33 protein-coding genes and 1 pseudogene are annotated in these 20,812 nt (G+C 53.3%); 33 read left to right on the top strand and 1 reads right to left on the bottom strand.

All coding sequences use genetic code 11. From position 1 onward, the window contains the following. The first annotated feature begins 142 nt into the window (after window positions 1-142). From rpsL to rpsQ, 15 genes and pseudogenes are all read left to right on the top strand, one after another. Window positions 143-519: pseudogene (gene rpsL, locus DBV39_RS14195) on the top strand (30S ribosomal protein S12). Window positions 520-701: 182 nt separating this feature from the next. After that, window positions 702-1,172 (top strand): 30S ribosomal protein S7, encoded by a 471-nt coding sequence (rpsG, locus tag DBV39_RS14190; RefSeq protein WP_108622093.1) that lies wholly within the window; start codon window positions 702-704, stop codon window positions 1,170-1,172. An 18-nt stretch (window positions 1,173-1,190) separates the two neighbouring features. Then, a complete protein-coding gene (gene fusA, locus DBV39_RS14185; RefSeq protein WP_108622092.1) occupies window positions 1,191-3,293 on the top strand; it encodes an elongation factor G in 2,103 nt (700 codons plus the stop codon). Window positions 3,294-3,320: 27 nt separating this feature from the next. Continuing rightward, a complete protein-coding gene (gene tuf / locus DBV39_RS14180) occupies window positions 3,321-4,511 on the top strand; it encodes an elongation factor Tu (RefSeq protein ID WP_108622091.1) in 1,191 nt (396 codons plus the stop codon). Window positions 4,512-4,567: 56 nt separating this feature from the next. Beyond that, a complete protein-coding gene (gene rpsJ / locus DBV39_RS14175) occupies window positions 4,568-4,879 on the top strand; it encodes a 30S ribosomal protein S10 (RefSeq protein WP_108622090.1) in 312 nt (103 codons plus the stop codon). A gap of 182 nt (window positions 4,880-5,061) precedes the next feature. Beyond that, complete coding sequence (rplC, locus tag DBV39_RS14170) at window positions 5,062-5,751, top strand: 50S ribosomal protein L3 (RefSeq protein ID WP_108622089.1); 690 nt, start codon at window positions 5,062-5,064, stop codon at window positions 5,749-5,751. A 3-nt stretch (window positions 5,752-5,754) separates the two neighbouring features. Further along, window positions 5,755-6,375, top strand: a complete 621-nt coding sequence (rplD, locus tag DBV39_RS14165) for a 50S ribosomal protein L4 (RefSeq protein ID WP_108622088.1) — start codon at window positions 5,755-5,757, stop codon at window positions 6,373-6,375. Then, window positions 6,372-6,668, top strand: a complete 297-nt coding sequence (rplW, locus tag DBV39_RS14160; RefSeq protein ID WP_108622087.1) for a 50S ribosomal protein L23 — start codon at window positions 6,372-6,374, stop codon at window positions 6,666-6,668. Before rplD ends, rplW begins: the two co-directional genes overlap by 4 nt. Beyond that, window positions 6,669-7,496: a 50S ribosomal protein L2 gene (gene rplB, locus DBV39_RS14155; RefSeq protein WP_108622086.1), complete on the top strand. Its 828-nt coding sequence runs from the start codon at window positions 6,669-6,671 to the stop codon at window positions 7,494-7,496. A gap of 11 nt (window positions 7,497-7,507) precedes the next feature. Continuing rightward, window positions 7,508-7,783 (top strand): 30S ribosomal protein S19, encoded by a 276-nt coding sequence (gene rpsS / locus DBV39_RS14150; protein WP_108622085.1) that lies wholly within the window; start codon window positions 7,508-7,510, stop codon window positions 7,781-7,783. A gap of 3 nt (window positions 7,784-7,786) precedes the next feature. Continuing rightward, window positions 7,787-8,116 (top strand): 50S ribosomal protein L22, encoded by a 330-nt coding sequence (rplV, locus tag DBV39_RS14145; RefSeq protein WP_108622084.1) that lies wholly within the window; start codon window positions 7,787-7,789, stop codon window positions 8,114-8,116. A 9-nt stretch (window positions 8,117-8,125) separates the two neighbouring features. Continuing rightward, window positions 8,126-8,920: a 30S ribosomal protein S3 gene (gene rpsC / locus DBV39_RS14140; protein ID WP_108622083.1), complete on the top strand. Its 795-nt coding sequence runs from the start codon at window positions 8,126-8,128 to the stop codon at window positions 8,918-8,920. A gap of 2 nt (window positions 8,921-8,922) precedes the next feature. Next, the gene (gene rplP / locus DBV39_RS14135) at window positions 8,923-9,339 is read left to right on the top strand and encodes a 50S ribosomal protein L16 (RefSeq protein WP_108622082.1); all 417 of its coding nucleotides are present in this window, start codon (window positions 8,923-8,925) and stop codon (window positions 9,337-9,339) included. 22 nt (window positions 9,340-9,361) lie between these two features. Continuing rightward, the gene (gene rpmC, locus DBV39_RS14130) at window positions 9,362-9,553 is read left to right on the top strand and encodes a 50S ribosomal protein L29 (RefSeq protein WP_108622081.1); all 192 of its coding nucleotides are present in this window, start codon (window positions 9,362-9,364) and stop codon (window positions 9,551-9,553) included. A 1-nt stretch (window position 9,554) separates the two neighbouring features. Continuing rightward, window positions 9,555-9,833 carry a 30S ribosomal protein S17 gene (rpsQ, locus tag DBV39_RS14125; protein WP_108622080.1) on the top strand — a complete coding sequence of 93 codons (279 nt, stop codon included), beginning with the start codon at window positions 9,555-9,557 and terminating at the stop codon, window positions 9,831-9,833. Between the two features lie 147 nt (window positions 9,834-9,980). Here the strand turns inward: rpsQ and DBV39_RS14120 are convergent, their stop codons facing one another. Then, entirely contained in the window at window positions 9,981-11,408 is a 1,428-nt protein-coding gene (locus DBV39_RS14120) for an NAD-dependent succinate-semialdehyde dehydrogenase (protein WP_108622079.1), read from the bottom strand. Window positions 11,409-11,828: 420 nt separating this feature from the next. Here DBV39_RS14120 and rplN point away from each other — a divergent pair, with 420 nt between their 5' ends. The 18 genes from rplN to rplQ all read left to right on the top strand — a co-directional run bounded on the left by rplN (window position 11,829) and on the right by rplQ (window position 20,692). Next, window positions 11,829-12,197 (top strand): 50S ribosomal protein L14, encoded by a 369-nt coding sequence (gene rplN / locus DBV39_RS14115; protein WP_108622078.1) that lies wholly within the window; start codon window positions 11,829-11,831, stop codon window positions 12,195-12,197. A gap of 10 nt (window positions 12,198-12,207) precedes the next feature. Beyond that, entirely contained in the window at window positions 12,208-12,528 is a 321-nt protein-coding gene (gene rplX, locus DBV39_RS14110) for a 50S ribosomal protein L24 (RefSeq protein WP_108622077.1), read from the top strand. 11 nt (window positions 12,529-12,539) lie between these two features. Then, window positions 12,540-13,079, top strand: a complete 540-nt coding sequence (gene rplE, locus DBV39_RS14105) for a 50S ribosomal protein L5 (RefSeq protein ID WP_108622076.1) — start codon at window positions 12,540-12,542, stop codon at window positions 13,077-13,079. Window positions 13,080-13,090: 11 nt separating this feature from the next. Beyond that, complete coding sequence (rpsN, locus tag DBV39_RS14100; protein ID WP_108622075.1) at window positions 13,091-13,396, top strand: 30S ribosomal protein S14; 306 nt, start codon at window positions 13,091-13,093, stop codon at window positions 13,394-13,396. A gap of 11 nt (window positions 13,397-13,407) precedes the next feature. Next, entirely contained in the window at window positions 13,408-13,803 is a 396-nt protein-coding gene (gene rpsH, locus DBV39_RS14095; RefSeq protein ID WP_108622074.1) for a 30S ribosomal protein S8, read from the top strand. A gap of 11 nt (window positions 13,804-13,814) precedes the next feature. After that, the gene (gene rplF, locus DBV39_RS14090) at window positions 13,815-14,348 is read left to right on the top strand and encodes a 50S ribosomal protein L6 (protein WP_108622073.1); all 534 of its coding nucleotides are present in this window, start codon (window positions 13,815-13,817) and stop codon (window positions 14,346-14,348) included. 21 nt (window positions 14,349-14,369) lie between these two features. Next, entirely contained in the window at window positions 14,370-14,735 is a 366-nt protein-coding gene (gene rplR, locus DBV39_RS14085) for a 50S ribosomal protein L18 (protein WP_108622072.1), read from the top strand. A gap of 15 nt (window positions 14,736-14,750) precedes the next feature. After that, a complete protein-coding gene (rpsE, locus tag DBV39_RS14080) occupies window positions 14,751-15,269 on the top strand; it encodes a 30S ribosomal protein S5 (RefSeq protein WP_108622071.1) in 519 nt (172 codons plus the stop codon). A gap of 3 nt (window positions 15,270-15,272) precedes the next feature. Further along, window positions 15,273-15,458, top strand: coding sequence for a 50S ribosomal protein L30 (gene rpmD, locus DBV39_RS14075; RefSeq protein WP_108622070.1), 186 nt, complete (start codon window positions 15,273-15,275; stop codon window positions 15,456-15,458). Window positions 15,459-15,471: 13 nt separating this feature from the next. Continuing rightward, window positions 15,472-15,912, top strand: a complete 441-nt coding sequence (rplO, locus tag DBV39_RS14070; protein WP_108622069.1) for a 50S ribosomal protein L15 — start codon at window positions 15,472-15,474, stop codon at window positions 15,910-15,912. Window positions 15,913-15,926: 14 nt separating this feature from the next. Beyond that, the gene (gene secY, locus DBV39_RS14065; RefSeq protein WP_108623295.1) at window positions 15,927-17,249 is read left to right on the top strand and encodes a preprotein translocase subunit SecY; all 1,323 of its coding nucleotides are present in this window, start codon (window positions 15,927-15,929) and stop codon (window positions 17,247-17,249) included. A 9-nt stretch (window positions 17,250-17,258) separates the two neighbouring features. Then, the gene (infA, locus tag DBV39_RS14060) at window positions 17,259-17,477 is read left to right on the top strand and encodes a translation initiation factor IF-1 (protein WP_003806927.1); all 219 of its coding nucleotides are present in this window, start codon (window positions 17,259-17,261) and stop codon (window positions 17,475-17,477) included. Between the two features lie 35 nt (window positions 17,478-17,512). Continuing rightward, a complete protein-coding gene (gene rpmJ / locus DBV39_RS14055) occupies window positions 17,513-17,626 on the top strand; it encodes a 50S ribosomal protein L36 (RefSeq protein ID WP_003806928.1) in 114 nt (37 codons plus the stop codon). A gap of 37 nt (window positions 17,627-17,663) precedes the next feature. Further along, entirely contained in the window at window positions 17,664-18,029 is a 366-nt protein-coding gene (gene rpsM, locus DBV39_RS14050; RefSeq protein WP_108622068.1) for a 30S ribosomal protein S13, read from the top strand. A gap of 12 nt (window positions 18,030-18,041) precedes the next feature. After that, window positions 18,042-18,440 (top strand): 30S ribosomal protein S11, encoded by a 399-nt coding sequence (gene rpsK, locus DBV39_RS14045; RefSeq protein WP_108622067.1) that lies wholly within the window; start codon window positions 18,042-18,044, stop codon window positions 18,438-18,440. An 11-nt stretch (window positions 18,441-18,451) separates the two neighbouring features. Next, complete coding sequence (gene rpsD / locus DBV39_RS14040; RefSeq protein WP_108622066.1) at window positions 18,452-19,075, top strand: 30S ribosomal protein S4; 624 nt, start codon at window positions 18,452-18,454, stop codon at window positions 19,073-19,075. A 117-nt stretch (window positions 19,076-19,192) separates the two neighbouring features. After that, window positions 19,193-20,179: a DNA-directed RNA polymerase subunit alpha gene (locus tag DBV39_RS14035; RefSeq protein ID WP_108622065.1), complete on the top strand. Its 987-nt coding sequence runs from the start codon at window positions 19,193-19,195 to the stop codon at window positions 20,177-20,179. A gap of 111 nt (window positions 20,180-20,290) precedes the next feature. Continuing rightward, a complete protein-coding gene (gene rplQ, locus DBV39_RS14030) occupies window positions 20,291-20,692 on the top strand; it encodes a 50S ribosomal protein L17 (RefSeq protein WP_108622064.1) in 402 nt (133 codons plus the stop codon). The last annotated feature ends 120 nt before the right edge of the window (window positions 20,693-20,812 follow it).

Below are 20,812 nucleotides of genomic sequence, written 5' to 3'. Positions count from 1 at the left end.
GCTGGGCTCGGCGGCACCTGTAAAGCATTCCCGCTCTTTTTCGGATCTTCGTGAGGCGTGGGCGTGCATCATATGCCCAGAACAGGATCAGGGAAAAGAGATCTGGCAGCAAGCTCGTTGTCAGACATTTAAGGGAACTAATATGCCGACTATCAACCAACTCGTGCGCAAACCACGTTCGGTTGCGACAGTAAAAAGCAAGAGCCCCGCTCTTGAAAATTGCCCGCAACGTCGTGGCGTATGCACACGTGTATACACAACAACCCCAAGAAGCCAAACTCGGCACTGCGTAAAGTGGCCAAGGTTCGTCTGACCAACGGTTACGAAGTCATTTCGTACATCGGTGGTGAGGGACACAACCTGCAAGAACACTCGGTTGTTCTCGTACGTGGTGGCCGTGTGAAAGACCTCCCAGGTGTTCGCTACCACATTGTTCGTGGTTCGCTCGACCTGCAAGGCGTCAAAGACCGTAAGCAATCCCGTTCGAAGTACGGTGCCAAGCGCGGCAAGAAAGCTTAATACAAGATACAAGGCGACTCAGCTGAGTCGGTATTGAGGCTGCGCGTTTTAGCGCCCAGCGTCAAGTGCAACTGGACACTTTCCAGGAATCGTAAGTGGCTCGTGGAATCACGGGTCGTGAGTAGAAAGACTTGAACTGGTCAGGTCCTGCTCAACTGAATGACACTTAAAAAGGAACTGCAATGCCTCGTCGTCGCGAAGTCCCCAAAAGAGAGATCCTCCCTGATCCCAAGTTTGGTAGCGTGGAACTCGCTAAATTCATGAACGTTGTCATGCTCTCCGGCAAGAAAGCCGTTGCAGAGCGCATCGTCTACGGTGCTCTTGATCATATTCAAACCAAGACTGGCAAAGAGCCGCTCGAGGTTTTTCAGACGGCTATCAATAACGTAAAGCCACTGGTCGAAGTCAAGAGCCGCCGCGTCGGTGGTGCGAACTACCAGGTGCCCGTTGAAGTACGCCCTGTACGTCGCCTGGCCTTGTCGATGCGCTGGATGCGCGAAGCCGCCAAAAAGCGTGGTGAGAAGTCGATGGATCTGCGCCTTGCAGGTGAATTGATGGACGCTGCAGAAGGCCGCGGCGCAGCAATGAAAAAGCGTGACGACACACACAAGATGGCGGAAGCTAACAAAGCCTTCAGCCATTTCCGTTGGTAATTTTAGGAAGTCATCATCATGGCCCGTAAAACCCCGATCGAGCGTTACCGTAACATCGGTATCTCCGCTCATATTGACGCAGGTAAGACAACAACTACCGAGCGTATTCTGTTCTACACCGGCGTGAACCACAAGCTCGGTGAGGTTCACGATGGCGCTGCTACCATGGACTGGATGGAACAGGAGCAGGAGCGTGGTATCACTATCACGTCAGCTGCGACAACCGCGTTTTGGCGTGGCATGGGTAACAACTACCCAGAGCATCGCATCAACGTTATTGATACCCCGGGCCACGTAGACTTCACCATCGAAGTTGAGCGTTCCATGCGCGTTCTGGATGGCGCTTGCATGGTGTACTGCGCAGTCGGCGGTGTTCAGCCACAATCTGAAACTGTCTGGCGTCAGGCAAACAAGTACGGTGTGCCACGTCTGGCTTTCGTCAACAAGATGGATCGTACGGGTGCAAACTTCTTCAAGGTCTATGACCAGCTGAAAGTCCGCCTGAAGGCGAATCCTGTGCCTATCGTTATTCCAATCGGCGCGGAAGAGAACTTCCAGGGCGTGGTTGACCTGATCAAGATGAAAGCGATCATCTGGGATACGGCTAGTCACGGTACGAAGTTCGAGTATGTTGACATTCCTGCCGAGTTGGAGGCGACCGCCAAGGAATGGCGCGAGAATCTCGTTGAAACGGCGGCAGAGTCTTCTGAAGAACTGATGGACAAGTACCTCGAAGAGGGAGATCTGTCCGAAGAAGATATGTTCAAAGCGCTACGTGCCCGTACCATTGCTGGCGAGATCCAGCCAATGTTGTGCGGTACGGCGTTCAAGAACAAAGGTGTTCAGCGTATGCTGGATGCGGTCATTGAATTCCTCCCTTCTCCTGTGGATATTCCACCGGTTGAGGGCGAGCTCGACGACGGATCGGAAGCATCCCGCAAGGCTGATGACAGTGAGAAGTTTGCCGGGCTTGCGTTCAAACTGATGACAGACCCGTACGTTGGTCAGCTGACGTTTGTGCGTGTGTACTCGGGCGTTCTGAAGTCCGGTGACACGGTGTACAACCCCGTCAAAGGCAAGAAGGAGCGTATCGGCCGTATTCTTCAGATGCACGCGAACAACCGCGAAGAAATCAAGGAAGTTATCGCAGGTGATATTGCGGCTGTGGTTGGTCTGAAAGACGTGACTACAGGTGAAACCCTGTGCGATGTCGATTCACACATTACGCTTGAACGCATGGTCTTCCCGGAGCCGGTGATTTCTCAGGCTGTAGAGCCCAAGACAAAAGCCGACCAGGAAAAAATGGGTCTCGCATTGAACCGTTTGGCTCAAGAAGATCCATCCTTCCGTGTTCGCACGGATGAAGAGTCCGGCCAGACCATCATTTCCGGAATGGGCGAGTTGCACCTGGAAATTCTGGTAGACCGGATGCGTCGTGAGTTCAATGTCGAAGCCAACGTCGGTAAGCCGCAGGTTGCCTACCGCGAGACCATTCGCAAGACTTGTGAAGAAGTCGAAGGCAAGTTCGTCAAGCAGTCGGGTGGTCGTGGTCAATACGGTCACGTGGTGCTCAAACTTGAGCCGCTCGAGCCAGGTGGTGGTTACGAGTTTGTTGATGCAATCAAGGGCGGTGTTGTTCCTCGTGAATACATCCCGGCAGTTGACAAAGGCATCCAGGAAACACTTCCTTCCGGTATTCTCGCCGGCTATCCAGTGGTTGATGTCAAGGCAACGCTGTTCTTCGGTTCCTACCACGACGTTGACTCCAACGAGAACGCGTTCCGCATGGCTGGATCGATGGCCTTCAAAGAAGGTATGCGCAAGGCAAGCCCGGTTCTGCTCGAGCCAATGATGTCTGTCGAAGTTGAGACGCCTGAAGACTACGCAGGAACAGTGATGGGCGACCTGTCATCGCGTCGCGGCATGGTCCAGGGAATGGATGACATGGTTGGTGGCGGAAAGGTTATTCGCGCTGAAGTGCCCCTGGCGGAAATGTTTGGCTACGCTACCAATCTGCGTTCCCTGACGCAAGGTCGGGCGACATACACCATGGAGTTCAAGCACTACGCCGAAGCTCCAAAGAATGTGGCTGACGAAATCATCGCAGCCAGAAGCAAGTAATTCAATTGAAGATTTGAGAGGACTATCATGGCAAAAGGCAAGTTTGAGCGTACCAAACCACACGTGAACGTGGGTACGATTGGTCACGTGGATCACGGCAAGACGACGCTGACAGCAGCGATTTCGACAGTGCTGTCGCGCAAGTTTGGCGGTGAGGCCCGGGACTATGCAGCGATTGACGCCGCACCTGAAGAGCGTGCACGAGGTATCACCATCAACACGTCACACGTGGAATACGAGACCGAGAGCCGTCACTACGCGCACGTTGACTGCCCGGGCCACGCTGACTATGTCAAGAACATGATCACGGGTGCAGCGCAGATGGACGGCGCGATCCTGGTGTGTTCGGCCGCTGACGGCCCAATGCCGCAGACGCGTGAGCACATTTTGCTGTCGCGCCAGGTGGGTGTGCCCTACATCGTCGTGTTCCTGAACAAGGCTGACATGGTCGATGATGAGGAGCTGCTCGAGCTGGTCGAGATGGAAGTGCGCGAGCTGCTGTCAAAGTACGACTTTCCGGGTGACGACACCCCGATCATCAAGGGATCGGCACTCAAGGCTCTTGAGGGCGACACCGGCGAGCTGGGCGAGCAGGCGATTCTGAAGCTGGCCGAAGCACTGGACAGCTACATTCCGACACCAGAGCGAGCCATTGACGGCACGTTCCTGATGCCCGTTGAAGACGTGTTCTCGATTTCGGGTCGCGGTACTGTGGTGACGGGACGTATCGAACGTGGAGTGGTCAAGGTTGGTGAGGAAATCGAGATTGTCGGTATCCGTGACACCGTCAAGACGACCTGCACGGGCGTGGAGATGTTCCGCAAGCTGCTCGACCAGGGTCAGGCGGGTGACAACGTGGGCATTTTGCTGCGTGGCACCAAACGTGAAGACGTCGAGCGTGGTCAGGTACTGGCCAAGCCCGGTTCGATCAACCCGCACACCGAGTTCACCTCCGAGGTGTACATTCTGTCCAAGGAAGAGGGTGGCCGTCACACGCCGTTCTTTAACGGATATCGTCCGCAGTTTTACTTCCGTACGACGGACGTAACCGGTTCGATCGAGTTGCCGGCCGACAAGGAAATGGTGTTGCCAGGTGACAACGTGGCCATGACGGTCAAGCTGATTGCTCCGATCGCGATGGAAGAAGGTCTGCGCTTCGCGATCCGCGAAGGTGGCCGTACGGTTGGTGCCGGCGTCGTCGCAACCATCCTGAAGTAATTTCTACTGGAGAGCGTTTTAAAGGCGCTCTCCTAATTCGTTCTTTGGAAACTAACATGAAAAATCAAAAAATCCGGATTCGTCTCAAGGCGTTTGATTACAAACTCATCGATCAGTCTGCCGCTGAGATCGTTGATACAGCCAAACGAACTGGTGCTGTGGTTCGTGGTCCGGTGCCTCTGCCAACGCGTATCCGTCGCTACGACATTTTGCGTTCACCTCACGTGAACAAAACCTCGCGCGATCAGCTCGAGATGCGCACACATCAGCGACTGATGGACATCGTTGATCCGACTGACAAGACTGTCGATGCGTTGATGCGCCTTGACTTGCCAGCTGGTGTTGATGTCGAGATCGCACTTCAGTAATACCGTATCTTTGGTGCGCAGATATTGCGCACTGATAAAAAACATGTTATCGTCGAAGGCTATCTTTTTTCCGTAAGGAGAAAGGGTAGTCTAGTTTGATAAGAAGCGCCCGGAATTACCGGGTTTTGTTTATAGCCCCGACCAATCGAAGTCGGGTATCGGGTCCAACCCGGGAGATTAGAATGTCGAAACCGACACAGACGCCTGCCGCCTATCGGCTTGGGCTGGTGGGTCGCAAGGTCGGCATGACCCGCATTTTCACGGACGAAGGTGAATCCATTCCCGTGACAGTGCTGGACGTGTCGAACAATCGCGTTACCCAGGTCAAGCTGCCAGAGACCGATGGCTATGCCGCCGTTCAGGTGGCCTACGGGAGCCGCAAAGCATCCCGCGTGACCAAGCCCCTTGCAGGCCACTTCACTAAAGCTGGCGTAGAGTCAGCATCGCTACTCAAAGAGTTCCGTCTTGATCCCACACGCGCCGCTGAGTTTCAGCCAGGCGCTGTAGTCGCTGTCGATTCAGTCTTTGAGACTGGACAGCAAGTTGACGTGACAGGAACAACTATTGGTAAAGGCTTTGCCGGCACCATTAAGCGTCACCATTTTGGGTCACAGCGTGCATCGCACGGTAACTCTAGATCGCATCGCGTACCTGGCTCCATCGGTCAGGCTCAAGATCCAGGCCGCATCTTTCCTGGTAAGCGCATGGCTGGCCACCTTGGCGACGTCACACGGACTGTTCAGAACCTCGACGTTGTACGCGTCGATGTGGAACGTGGTCTGCTGATGGTCAAGGGAGCTGTTCCTGGACATGCAGGCGCAGAGATCATTGTGCGTCCCGCTGTTAAATCACCAGTCAAGCAAGGAGCCTAAAGCATGGATATCAAGCTCCTGAATGAGCGGGGCGAAGCCGCTTCAACTTTCAGCGTCCCAGATACCGTTTTTGGTCGTGATTTCAACGAAGCGTTGATTCATCAGGTGGTTGTTGCCTATCAAGCTAACGCCCGTTCTGGTAATCGTGCTCAGAAAGATCGCTCTGAAGTTCGTCACTCCACCAAGAAGCCGTTCAAGCAAAAAGGTACGGGACGTGCACGTGCCGGTATGACATCCTCGCCACTGTGGCGTGGGGGTGGTAGAGTTTTTCCGAATAGCCCGGAAGAGAACTTCACCCAGAAGGTCAACAAGAAGATGTATCGCGCTGGTGTGCGTTCCATTCTTTCGCAGCTGGCACGCGAAGATCGTATCGCCATCGTCGACGACTTTATGCTGGAATCGCCAAAGACCAAGCTTGCTGCGCAGAGACTGCGTGAGATGGGACTTGACTCGGTTCTGATCATCACCGATACAGTTGACGAGAATATCTATCTGGCAACACGCAACCTGCCTCACGTGGCTGTTGTTGAGCCACGTTATGCAGATCCGCTTTCGCTGATCCACTACAAGAAAGTGTTGATCACAAAGCCAGCCGTTGCACAACTTGAGGAGATGCTGGGATGAACAACGAACGTTTGTTGCAAGTTCTCCTCGCGCCGATCGTCACAGAAAAGGCGACCGTGATCGCCGAGAAGAACAATCATGTCGCCTTTCGCGTTGCGCCTGATGCAACGAAGCCAGAAATCAAGGCGGCCGTCGAAATGTTGTTCAAAGTTGAAGTTGACTCGGTTCAGGTATTGAACCGTAAGGGCAAGGAGAAACGGTTTGGTCGTTTCGTTGGTCGTCGCCGTAATGAGCGCAAGGCCTACGTTGTCCTGAAAGAAGGTCAAGAGCTCAACTTTGCGGAGGTGAATTAAATGGCCCTCGTTAAAGTAAAACCGACCTCGCCAGGCCGTCGGGGCATGCTCAAGGTCGTTACGCCGACCTTGCACAAAGGTGCTCCAGTCGCATCGCTGGTCGAGAAGAAGAGTCGTGGATCCGGTCGTAATAACAACGGCCATATTACGGTTCGCCATCGTGGAGGTGGTCACAAGCAGCACTACCGCTTGATAGATTTCCGCAGGAACAAGGACGGTATTCCGGCTCGTGTAGAGCGGCTCGAATACGACCCTAACCGTACTGCGCACATTGCTCTGTTGTGTTACGCAGACGGTGAGCGTCGGTACATCATTGCGCCACGTGGTCTCGAAGTTGGCGCTACGCTGCACTCCGGAATCGATGCCCCGATTCGTGCGGGAAACACTCTGCCGATTCGCAACATTCCGATTGGTACGACAATTCACTGCGTCGAGATGATTCCCGGCAAGGGTGCCCAGATGGTCCGCTCAGCCGGGGCATCAGCTGTTCTCCTGGCTCGTGAAGGCACATACGCTCAGGTTCGTTTGCGTTCGGGCGAGGTTCGCCGAGTGCATATCGAGTGCCGTGCAACGATTGGTGAGGTCGGTAACGAAGAGCATAGCCTGCGTCAGATCGGTAAAGCCGGTGCGATGCGGTGGCGTGGTATCCGTCCGACGGTACGTGGTGTAGCCATGAACCCGGTAGATCACCCGCACGGTGGTGGTGAAGGACGGACTGGCGAAGCCAGAGAGCCGGTGAGCCCATGGGGTACGCCATCCAAGGGTTTCAAGACCCGTCGCAACAAGCGGACGAACAATATGATCGTCCAACGTCGCAAGCGTAAGTAAGAGGGCGAATCATGTCACGTTCGATTAAGAAAGGCCCGTTCGTAGATGCACACCTTATTAAAAAGGTAGAAGCATCGATTGCGGAAAAAGGTAAGAAGCCGATCAAGACCTGGTCGCGTCGTTCTACTATTCTGCCCGAGTTCATCGGGTTGACCATCGCCGTCCATAATGGCCGCCAGCACGTTCCCGTTTACATCAACGAGAATATGGTTGGACACAAGCTCGGCGAATTTGCACTGACCCGTACGTTCAAAGGTCATGCTGCAGATAAAAAGGCCAAGAGGTAAGCAATGGAAACCACAGCGATTATTCGTGGGGTGCATATTTCAGCGCAGAAGACACGCCTTGTTGCGGACATGATCCGTGGCAAGTCTGTTGCTCAGGCACTGGAACTTCTCACCTTCACAAACAAGAAGGCCGCCGGGATTTTGAAGAAAGCCGTTGAATCTGCTATCGCTAACGCGGAGCATAATGACGGCGCGGATATCGACGAACTGAAAGTAACCACGATTTTTGTGGATAAGGCTCAGTCGATGAAGCGTTTCTCGGCACGTGCAAAAGGGCGCGGTAACCGCATTGAGAAACAGACCTGCCACATTACCGTCAAGGTCGGCGCATAAGGAGTCACGATGGGTCAGAAAATTAACCCGATTGGGTTCCGTCTCGCAGTCACCCGTAACTGGGCGTCTCGCTGGTATGCGTCAGATAACGACTTCAGTGGACTGCTTCAATCAGATATTCGTGTACGCGAGTATCTGAAGAAGAAGCTTAAGTCCGCCTCTGTTGGCCGTGTTGTTATCGAGCGTCCTGCCAAGAACGCAAGAATTACTGTTTACTCTGCCCGTCCAGGCGTGGTGATCGGTAAGCGTGGTGAAGATATTGAAAACCTGAAGGTCGATCTGCAGCGCCTCATGGGTGTTCCCGTTCACGTGAACATCGAAGAGATCCGCAAGCCGGAAACCGACGCTCAGTTGATTGCCGATTCTATTGCACAGCAGTTGGAAAAGCGCATCATGTTCCGTCGCGCAATGAAGCGTGCCATGCAGAACGCAATGCGGCTTGGAGCACAAGGCATCAAGATCATGAGCTCAGGTCGTTTGAATGGTATCGAAATCGCACGGACCGAATGGTACCGGGAAGGTCGCGTACCGCTTCATACATTGCGTGCACACATCGACTATGGCACATCTGAAGCCCATACCACCTACGGTGTGATCGGGATCAAGGTCTGGGTCTATAAAGGTGATATGTTGCCCAATGGTGAGTTGCCAGTCGAGCCGGCAGGTCCGGCACGTGAAGACGAGCGCCGCCCGCGTCGTTCACCTAGAGGTGAAAGACCAGGACGCCCGTCCAATCGATCTCGTGGTGCCCGTCGAGGCGAAGCCTCTGCGGCTCCCGAGGCGGCGGCATCTGAAGGAGAATAAACATGCTGCAACCGTCACGTAGAAAGTATCGTAAAGAGCAGAAAGGCCGTAACACTGGCCTGGCAACCCGCGGCGCTAGCGTATCTTTCGGTGAATTTGGATTGAAGGCGACGGGTCGGGGTCGTTTGACCGCTCGTCAGATCGAATCCGCGCGTCGTGCGATCAACCGCCACATCAAGCGGGGTGGTCGTATCTGGATTCGTATTTTCCCGGATAAGCCAATTTCACAGAAACCTGCTGAAGTTCGTATGGGTAACGGTAAAGGCAATCCCGAGTACTGGGTTGCAGAGATCCAGCCGGGCAAAGTGCTTTATGAGATGGAGGGCGTTAGCGAGGAAATGGCTCGCGAGGCCTTCAGACTGGCTGCTGCCAAGCTTCCGATATCGACGACGTTCGTAACTCGTCATATCGGCGGATGATCGGCCTCTAGAGGAAAATATTATGAAAGCTAGCGAACTCCGCGAGAAGGATGTTACCGAGCTGAAGACCGAGTTGGAGAGTCTGTTGAAGGCGCAGTTCGGCCTGCGTATGCAGAAGGCGACCCAGCAGTTGTCTAACACCAGCGAGATCCGCAAAGTGCGTCGTGACATTGCTCGCGTCCGCACGTTGCTGACTCAGAAAGCGGGAGCCTGAAATGACAGAAGTACAAGCTACTCCGGCAAAGCGTCAACGTACTTTGGTTGGCAAGGTCGTCAGTAACAAGATGGACAAGACAGTTGTTGTCCGTGTCGAGCGTCGCGTCAAGCACCCGATTCTTGGCAAGATCGTGATGCGTTCTGCCAAGTACAAGGCGCACGACGAAACGAATCAGTACAACGAAGGTGATACGGTAGAAATCGCAGAAGGTCGTCCGATTTCTCGTAGCAAAGCCTGGACGGTCACACGTCTGGTCGAAGCTGCGCGGATTATCTAAATAGCAGGGACCTTATCGGATCCCGACTTTGTCGGTTTCCGATTAAAAACGCGACTCTCTATGACGTCGCGTTTTTTTTTAGATCGTTTGTTGTTTATTTCGTGGTAGCGATCTAACCGAAGTTAGAACACTACCAAGATTTGTTACTTAAACGTGGGTAACAAATTTTGTGACCAAATATCCGTCAAAAGTTTCACTTCCGCCCTCACTTCCAATACCGCTATCCTTTACGCCACCAAACGGTGTTTCTGGGAGTGCACTGCCAAAATGGTTGATATTGACCATGCCGACCTCGAGTGCGTTTGATACGCGTGTAGCTGTCTGCAGCGAATTCGTGAATACGTAGGAAGACAAACCAAATGGGAGGCTGTTTGCCTTCTTGATGACTTCTTCTGTGTCGTCAAACGCGACAACTGGCGCTACCGGACCAAACGGTTCTTCGGTCATCAGCATGGAATCGTCAGGGAGATTGGTTACAACGGTGGGCGGGAAGAAAAAGCCTTTCCCTTCAATCGGATCACCACCAAGAATCACATCACCTCCGCGCGCTCTTGCATCTTCAATAAAGCGCGAGATAGAAGGGATACGTCGCTCGTGCGCAAGTGGTCCCATTTCAGTACCCTCTTCAAGACCGTCTCCGGTCTTGATGCCCTTGAGGACATCCGTAAACGCGGCGAGAAACTTGTCGTACGCCTTACGCTGAACGTAAAAACGGGTAGGCGATACGCAGACCTGGCCTGCGTTGCGAATCTTGAACTTAGCAAGCATTTTTGCGGCTTTCTCGATGTCCGCATCATCAAAGACCAGAACAGGCGAGTGACCACCGAGTTCCATGGTTACCCGTTTCATGTGTGCACCGGCAAGGGCTGCGAGTTGCTTGCCGACTGGAACAGAACCGGTAAAAGAGACCTTTCTGGAAATCGGTGATCGAATAAGATAATCAGAAACCTTCGGAGGATCACCCCATACAAGGTTGAGTACGCCTGGGGGAAGTCCAGCATCGTGGAACATCTTTGCAATTGCCATCACTGCACTGGGTGAGTCTTCTGGCCCTTTCAAAACAATTGTGCATCCGGCGCCAATAGCAGCGCAGACTTTCCGGATAGCCTGGTTATACGGGAAATTCCATGGTGTGAATGCGACACACACACCGATTGGCTCGCGCAGCACCATTTGACGAACATTTGGCGACCTGGGGGTAATAATTCGACCGTAAATACGACGACACTCCTCAGCATGCCAATCCGCGTGATCGGCACATGAGACAAGCTCGCCTAAAGCCTCGGAGAACGGTTTGCCCTGGTCAAGAGTAAGGTTCCTCGCGATGTCCTTTGCTCGCTCACGTGTCAGTTCGCCAACCTTCCGTAGAATCGCGGCCCGATCCATTGGGTTGGAATGCTTCCACGACTGAAATGCACGGTCAGCGGCTTCTAGTGCAGCTTGTAAATCTTCCTCAGTGGCGTGGGGGAGGTGACCCAGAACCTCCCGGTTGGCGGGGTTAACCACTGGCTGTGTGTGTCGGCCTTCAGCCGCAATGAACTTGCCATCGATATAAAGAGTAAGGTTTTCGTACATAAGTGAAGAATTCCTGGTGGATTGGCTTCGAAAACAAATAATACTTCTGTAATCGTACCGTTACGGACGACCAAATGCCATCAGGTACCGTGCACGCCAATTGCTGAACTTCCATCGCCCAGTCATGAAGATCGCTGTCACGCGAGATCAATTTAAAGATCAAGGCTTGCAACAAAACTCCTTATGCGTTATATTGATGGACTTTTCCGGGAAAAGGTGAGTTGCTGTCGAAGACAAAAGCCACTTATCTCGAAAAGCACGGCATCAACGGTGAACGCAAGTTGCCAGGCAACACGCCTGGTAAGTGTGATCGCTGTAACGGATTTCTAACGAATTTCGACCCAGGGTGTAAAAAGCCTGACGGGGCCAAAACTGGCTTATATGCAATTGTGTATAAGTTAAGTTGGAACAGGAAAAATCATGATTCAAATGCAGACCACGCTAGACGTGGCCGACAACACTGGTGCACGTTCAGTCATGTGCATCAAGGTGTTGGGCGGCTCGAAGCGACGCTACGCCGCAATTGGCGACATCATTAAGGTTAGCGTCAAGGATGCGGCGCCTCGCGGTCGCGTCAAGAAAGGCGAGATTTACAACGCCGTCGTCGTGCGTACAGCAAAAGGTGTACGCCGGAAAGACGGTTCACTGATCCGCTTCGGCGGCAATGCGGCCGTATTGCTCAATGCAAAGCTTGAGCCAATTGGAACCCGCATTTTTGGGCCGGTCACACGTGAACTGCGCACAGAGCGCTTCATGAAGATCGTGTCGCTCGCGCCTGAAGTGCTGTAAGGGGCAAAAAATGGAAAAAATTCGCAAAGGTGATGAGGTCATCGTCCTGACAGGGCGTGACAAGCAGCGCCGCGGCACGGTGTTGGCACGTGTAGACTCCGATCACGTTCTGGTTGAAGGTGTCAATGTTGTGAAGAAGCATACGCGCCCGAATCCGATGCTTGGCACACCTGGCGGCATCGTTGAGAAGAACATGCCCGTCCATATCTCTAATGTTGCTATCTACAACCCTGCTAACGGAAAAGCAGATCGTGTCGGCATCAAAGAGGTTGATGGCCGCAAGGTGCGCGTGTTTCGTTCCAGTGGCGAAGTTATCGGCGCCAAGGCATAAGGAGCATAAACATGGCACGTTTGCAAACTGAGTATCTCGAGAAGATTGCTCCTCAGCTGAAAGAGCAGTTCAATTACAAAAGCGTGATGGAAGTACCTCGCATAAGCAAGATCACGCTGAACATGGGTGTATCCGAAGCGGTTGCTGACAAGAAAGTGATCGAGCATGCGGTGTCGGATATGAGCAAGATCGCTGGTCAGAAGCCAGTTGTAACCAAGACGAAGAAGTCGATCGCAGGATTTAAGATCCGCGAAGACTATCCGATCGGTTGCATGGTTACGCTGCGCGGTCGCCGCATGTACGAATTCCTCGATCGCCTGATCAATGTTGCATTGCCACGTGTCCGCGACTTCCGCGGTATCTCGGGTAAGGCTTTTGATGGTCGGGGCAACTATAACGTTGGTGTGAAAGAGCAGATTATTTTCCCGGAAGTCGAGTACGACAAAATCGACGTTCTGCGTGGAATGAACATCAGCATCACTACGACCGCCAAGACTGACGAAGAAGCGAAGGCGCTGCTTACAGCGTTCCGCTTTCCGTTCCGTAACTAAGGGGCAATCAAGTGGCAAAACTCTCACTGATTAACCGTGACGTCAAGCGCGTAAAGCTGGCAGAAAAGTACGCCGCGAAACGTGCCGCACTCAAAGCAATCATCGACGACTCAAACAAGTCCGATGAAGAGCGTTATGAGGCAAGGTTGAAGTTGCAACAGTTGCCTCGCAACTCAAATCCCACTCGCCAGCGTAACCGCTGCGCGATCACTGGCCGGCCCCGCGGTGTTTTCCGCAAGTTCGGTTTGGCTCGCAACAAACTGCGTGAATTGGCCATGAAGGGAGAAATTCCCGGCGTGACCAAGGGCAGCTGGTAGGAGAATAGAACATGAGCATGAGCGATCCAATCGCAGATATGCTGACGCGCATCCGCAATGCGCAGCAGGTCGATAAGGCAACTGTAACGATGCCAAGCTCGAAAGTGAAGGTGGCGATTGCCAAAGTCCTTCAGGAAGAGGGCTATATCGACGGTTTCCAGGTTAAGGGTGAACAAGCCAAGCCGGAACTCGAGATTGCGTTGAAGTATCACGCCGGTCGTCCGGTAATCGAGCGAATCGACCGCGTTTCACGCCCTGGACTGCGTATCTACCGAGGTAGGTCTGCGATCCCCCACGTGATGAACGGACTGGGTGTGGCTATTGTTTCGACCTCGCGTGGTGTGATGACCGACCGCAAAGCCCGGGCAACCGGCGTCGGTGGCGAAGTTCTTTGCTACGTCGCTTAAGGGAGAATCAAATGTCACGTATTGCAAAATACCCCGTTGAGCTTCCAAAAGGCGTTGAAGCAACGATTCGTCCCGAAGCAATTACAGTCAAAGGACCGCTCGGTTCAATGACTCAAACGCTCAGTGGCGATGTCATCGTCAACGAAGATGCTGGAAAGCTGTCTTTCGTTGTAGCTAACGAGTCCCGTCAGGCTAAAGCAATGTCCGGAACGTTGCGTGCGCTGGTTGCGAACATGGTAACGGGTGTCAGCAAGGGTTTTGAGCGCAAGCTTAACCTGGTTGGCGTGGGTTACAGGGCGCAGGCACAGGGCAACTCCCTCAAGCTACAGCTTGGTTTTTCGCACGACATCATCTATGCACTGCCCGAAGGTGTCAAAGCTGAGTGTCCTACCCAGACGGAAATCATCCTCAAGGGATCGGACAAGCAGGTTGTAGGCCAGGTTGCTGCAGAGATTCGTGCTTATCGTCCGCCAGAGCCGTATAAGGGTAAGGGTGTCAGGTACTCCGATGAGCGCGTTGTGCTCAAGGAAACCAAGAAGAAATAACCGGGCCGACAAGGAAAGATTATGGATAAGAAAGTCTCCCGTTTGCGTCGCGCGATTCCGACACGTCGGAAGATCGCCGAACTGCGTGTGCATCGGCTTACGGTTTTCCGTTCAAACCAGCACATCTACGCAAGCATTATTGGACCAGAAGGCGACCGAGTACTCGTGTCGGCATCTACCAATGAGCCAGAAGTTCGTCAGCAACTCGCTGGCCAGACTGGTCGTGGTAGTAACACATCGGCTGCTGCCATCATTGGCAAGCGTGTCGCTGAGAAGGCAAAAGCGGCTGGCATCGAGACAGTTGCGTTTGATCGTGCCGGGTATCGGTATCATGGGCGTGTAAAAGCCCTGGCAGACGCCGCGCGTGAAGCCGGTCTGAAGTTTTAAGCGAGGAATTGTCAAATGGCTAAAGTACAAGGCAAGGGCGCCGCGGAAGAGCGTGATGACGGTCTTCGCGAGAAAATGATTGCGGTCAACCGTGTAAGCAAGGTTGTTAAAGGTGGCCGCACGATGAGTTTTGCTGCGCTGGCAGTCGTCGGTGACGGTGACGGTCGTGTGGGCATGGGCAAAGGCAAAGCGCGTGAAGTGCCAGTCGCTGTTCAGAAGGCTATGGAGCAAGCCCGTCGGGATCTGTTCAAAGTGCCTCTGAAGAACGGTACGGTGTTTCATACGGTTGTTGGCCAGCATGGTGCATCCAAGGTTCTCATCTCACCTGCTGCAGAAGGTACTGGCGTGATCGCTGGCGGCCCGATGCGTGCAATTTTTGAAGTGATGGGTGTGCGCAACGTCGTTGCGAAGAGCCTCGGTTCTAGCAACCCATACAACCTGGTGCGGGCTACGCTTAATGGACTGCGTGCAGCGGTTACTCCTGCGGATATTGCAGCGAAGCGTGGCAAGACCGTTGAAGAGATTCTGGGGTAAGTCATGGCACAAAAGCAGATCAAGGTCACTCTGGTCCGATCAGTGATCGGTACCAAAGCAGACCACCGCGCCACCGTGCGTGGACTGGGCTTGCGCGGCGTTAACAGCTCGCGCGTACTCGTCGATACGCCAGAAGTGCGAGGAATGATCCGTAAGGTGAACTACCTCGTCACTGTCTCGGAAGTCTGAAAGGATTCTAACCATGTCGGACATGCAACTTAATACACTCAAGCCGGCAGAGGGCTCGAAGCACGCCAAACGTCGCGTTGGTCGTGGAATCGGCTCTGGCTTGGGAAAGACCGCCGGACGCGGCCACAAAGGCCAGAAGTCTCGTGCGGGTGGTTTCCATAAGGTTGGCTTCGAAGGCGGTCAAATGCCTTTACATCGCCGTCTGCCAAAGCGCGGCTTTACGAGCCGTGATCAGCACCTGTATGCGCAGATTCGTCTGTCGGATCTTGAGGCTTTGCCTGTCGATCAGGTTGACCTGCAGGTTCTGAAGCAGGCTGGTGTGGTTGGCCAGGCTGTCAAGTTTGTGAAGGTCTTCAAATCAGGGGATCTGAGCAAGAAAGTTACACTGCAAGGCGTGAGCGCAACAGCTGGTGCCCGTGCTGTGATTGAGGCAGCTGGCGGCTCGATTGCCTAAGATCGGAGTTGGGATTGGCTACACAGGCAACTGGTAAGACTGGACCACGCTACGGTGACCTCGGTCGTCGTCTCGGATTCCTTATCCTCGCTCTGGTGGTATACCGGTTAGGGACACACATCCCTGTTCCCGGTATTAACCCAGATGCGTTGGCGGATCTTTTCCGTCAGAACGAGGGCGGGATCCTGGGTCTGTTCAACATGTTCTCGGGGGGGGCATTGTCGAGATTCTCGATATTTGCACTCGGGATCATGCCGTACATTTCCGCGTCGATCATCATGCAGTTGATGTCGGCAGTCGTTCCTTCGCTGGAGGCGATCAAGAAGGAAGGTGAGGCAGGGCGTAGGAGAATCACCCAGTACACTCGCTACGGAACAGTGTTTCTGGCGCTGATTCAGGCTATTGGTATTTCAGTTGCCTTAGAAGCTCAGCCCGGTCTTGTTATCGAGCCCGGTATCATGTTCCGCGTCACGACAATCGTCACGCTAGTTACTGGCACGATGTTCGTCATGTGGCTGGGTGAACAGATTACTGAGCGTGGTATTGGTAATGGTATTTCGATCATCATCTTTGCCGGGATCGTAGCTGGTTTGCCATCGGCTCTGGCTGGATTGTTCGATCTGGTTCGTACGAATGCGATGTCGATTCTGTCAGCACTCTTTATTCTCTTGCTGGTGGTGCTCGTCACTGCGTTTGTTGTTCTGGTCGAGCGCGGCCAGCGCAAGATTACGGTGAACTATGCCAAAAGGCAGGTGGGCAACAAGGTATATGCGGGTCAAACCTCGCACTTGCCCCTCAAGCTCAACATGGCTGGTGTCATTCCGCCTATCTTTGCTTCGTCGATCATTCTGTTTCCGGCGACCGTGAGTAGTTGGTTCGCAAGTAGCGAGAACATGACGTGGCTGGCGGATTTGGCAGCAGCTTTGGCCCCAAGGCAGCCGCTTTATATCGTTCTCTATGCAACTGCGATCATTTTCTTCTGCTTTTTTTACACTGCACTGGTGTTCAACAGCAAAGAGACCGCAGACAATCTGAAGCGCAGTGGAGCGTTTGTTCCGGGTATTCGACCGGGTGAGCAGACAGCCAGGTTCATCGACAAGATCCTGACTCGCCTGACCCTTGCCGGATCTCTGTATATCACTCTGGTGTGTTTGTTACCTGAGTTTCTGGTGATGCGATGGAATGTCCCGTTCTATTTCGGTGGCACTTCCTTGCTGATTATTGTGGTGGTCACCATGGACTTCATGGCCCAGGTTCAGGCCTACATGATGTCCCACCAGTACGAGTCGTTGCTCAAGAAGGCAAACTTCAAGGGCTCGAATCTACCAATGAGATAAGCGAATAGCATGTCAAAGGACGACGTCATCCAAATGCAAGGGGAGGTCCTTGAAAACCTTCCCAACGCAACCTTCCGTGTCAAGCTTGAGAACGGCCACGTAGTACTAGGGCACATATCGGGCAAGATGCGTATGCATTACATCCGGATTCTGCCGGGCGACAAGGTCACTGTGGAACTCACGCCATATGATCTGACTCGTGCAAGGATTGTGTTCCGTTCCAAATGACGGAACGGTTCAGACAAGGACTATAGGAGTCAACCATGAAAGTTATGGCATCGGTTAAAAGGATTTGCAGGAACTGCAAAGTCATCAAACGTCACGGTGTGGTACGTGTTATCTGCACAGATCCACGTCACAAGCAGCGCCAGGGTTGATCTGGTCGCGACCAACGTTTTTATCTAAGGAAAAGCTATGGCCCGTATTGCTGGGATCAACATTCCGCCTCATCAGCACGCTGAGATCGGTTTGACTGCGATCTTTGGGATTGGTCGTACCCGCGCCCGCAAGATTTGTGAGTCCGCTGGTATACCGACCTCAAAGAAAGTTAAAGACCTCACGGACGCCGAACTTGAGCGTATTCGTGAGCACGTAGGTGTATTTGCCGTTGAAGGCGATCTTCGTCGCGAAGTTCAACTGTCGATCAAGCGTTTGATCGATCTGGGGACCTACCGCGGAATGCGCCACAAGCGCGGTCTGCCGGTTCGCGGACAACGTACCCGCACGAACGCCCGGACCCGTAAGGGTCCCCGTCGCGCTGCGGCTAGCCTGAAAAAGTAAGGGGATTGCAAGATGGCAAAAGCCAACTCTGGCGCATCTCGGGTGCGCAAAAAAGTTAAGAAGAATGTATCGGACGGCATTGCCCACGTACATGCTTCTTTTAACAACACTATCATCACTATCACCGATCGCCAGGGCAATGCGTTGTCATGGGCTACTTCCGGTGGTGCTGGTTTCAAGGGATCGCGTAAGTCGACGCCGTTTGCTGCACAGGTTGCTGCAGAATCCGCCGGTCGTGTCGCGATTGAGTACGGTATCAAGACGCTCGAAGTTCGCATCAAAGGCCCCGGGCCAGGTCGCGAGTCTTCTGTTCGTGCCTTGAACGCACTGGGAATCAAGATCAGCAGCATTGCTGACATTACGCCCGTGCCGCACAACGGATGCCGTCCGCCCAAGCGTCGTCGTATCTGAGGATTAATCACATGGCACGTTACACAGGACCGAAATGCAAACTCTCGCGTCGCGAGGGTACCGATCTTTTTCTGAAGAGCGCTCGTCGCTCTCTGGATTCCAAGTGCAAACTGGATTCGAAGCCCGGCCAACACGGACGTACGTCCGGTTCCCGTACTTCGGATTATGGTCTCCAGTTGCGCGAGAAGCAGAAGCTTAAGCGTATGTACGGCGTACTTGAGAAGCAGTTCCGCAAGTATTTTGCGGAAGCTGATCGTCGCCGTGGCAACACGGGTGAGACCTTGATTCAATTGCTTGAATCGCGTCTCGACAACGTTGTTTACCGCATGGGTTTTGGTTCAACCCGTGCAGAAGCACGGCAACTGGTTGCTCACCGTGCAATTGAAGTCAACGGCGTTACCGCAGACATCCCGTCGATGCTCATCAAGGCCGGCGATGTTGTCGCAGTCCGTGAGAAAGCAAAAGCGCAAGGTCGCATCAAGGAAGCGCTTGACCTCGCAACAGGCATCGGCCTGCCGCAGTGGGTTGAGGTTGATACGAGTAAGCTGGCAGGAACCTTCAAACAGGTCCCTGACCGTGCAGACGTTGCACGTGACGTGAACGAGTCAATGATCGTCGAATTGTATTCACGTTAATCGCAAAAGGGGCGTGCCAAAGGTTGGCGCGTCCGTTTTCGCATTTTTGCCGGATCCCCGGTTTCCATCAGCCTTATCGGTGTAACGAGCCGAGGGTATTGAAAAAGGAATCGTTGAATGTCCACACAGGGATTTTTGAAGCCCCGTTCGATTGAAGTCGAATCGGTTGGCAGCCATCATGCCAAAGTGATCATGGAGCCTTTCGAGCGCGGCTATGGCCATACGCTTGGAAACGCGCTTCGTCGTATCCTCCTTTCTTCAATGACAGGGTACGCTCCGACAGAAGTACAGATCACGGGTGTTGTTCACGAATACTCCACCATTCCAGGCGTTTCTGAGGATGTGGTCGACATTTTGCTGAACCTCAAGGGCGTCGTGTTCAAGTTGCTTGGTCGTGACGAGGTTACTCTGGTTCTTCGTAAGCAGGGTGAAGGTCCAGTCTACGCTTCAGACATTGATCTCCCTCATGATGTCGAGATCATCAACCCGCATCACGTTGTCGCTCATCTGACGGAGGCTGGTCGCCTCGAGATGCAGATCAAGGTGGAAAAAGGTCGTGGTTACGTTCCTGGAAACGTGAGAGCGCTGACCGAAGATCGTAGCCAGACGATTGGACGTATTGTTCTGGATGCGTCCTTCAGCCCGATTCGTCGCGTCAGCTACACCGTCGAGAACGCTCGTGTTGAGCAGCGTACCGACCTTGACAAGCTGGTTCTGAATGTTGAGACAAATGGTGTTATCTCACCTGAGGAAGCAGTCAGACAATCGGCCCGTATTCTGATGGACCAGATCTCTGTATTTGCTGCTCTGGAAGGTGCAGGTGAGTCGTTTGAGGCTCAGCCGCGTGGTACACCGCAAATCGATCCGGTTCTGTTGCGTCCGGTTGATGATCTCGAGTTGACTGTACGCTCGGCGAACTGCCTGAAGGCTGAGAACATCTACTACATCGGTGATCTCATTCAGCGGACCGAGAACGAATTGCTCAAGACGCCGAATCTCGGTAGAAAGTCTTTGAATGAAATCAAGGAAGTTCTTGCTGCGCGTGGATTGACTCTCGGAATGAAACTTGAGAACTGGCCGCCAGTTGGACTTGATCGTCCATAATCGTTTAAAGTTCAGCCCGCCAGATTATTGATCTGGTTGGCTTTTAACCCTTAATTGCCCCGCGGGATTCCCGATAGAAGAGGCAATTATCTAGATTCAAAGGAAATTAAGATGCGTCACGGTAACGGTCTCCGTAAACTGAATAGAACTAGCAGCCACCGCCTTGCGATGTTTCGTAACATGGCTGTTTCGCTGATCACCCACGAGGCGATCAAAACCACACTGCCGAAGGCGAAAGAGCTGCGTCGCGTCGTTGAGCCGCTGATCACGCTCGGTAAAGAGCCGACGCTAGCAAACAAGCGACTTGCCTTTGCCCGACTTCGCGATCGCGATGCTGTCGTTAAACTTTTCGCAGAAATCGGTCCTCGGTATGCCGCACGTAACGGTGGTTACACCAGGATCCTGAAGATGGGATTCCGTCAAGGTGATAACGCGCCGATGGCATTCATGGAGTTGGTTGATCGTCCAGACGTGGATGACCAAGGATCTTCGGATAAGGCATCAGACGAGTAAGTCTCTCGGAGTAGAGCCTGCTAAACAGGTGATGAGAGAGTACCTAACGGTGTAAGTAAAGAAGCGGCCTATGGCCGCTTCTTTACTTTTAAGGAACGTCATGAACGCGTTCAAGGTACG

The sequence above is a fragment of the Orrella marina genome (genome assembly GCF_003058465.1).
Classification (GTDB): Bacteria; Pseudomonadota; Gammaproteobacteria; order Burkholderiales; family Burkholderiaceae_B; genus Algicoccus; species Algicoccus marinus.
Note: the sequence above shows the minus strand (reverse complement) of the source record. Positions and strands in the feature narration are given on the sequence as shown.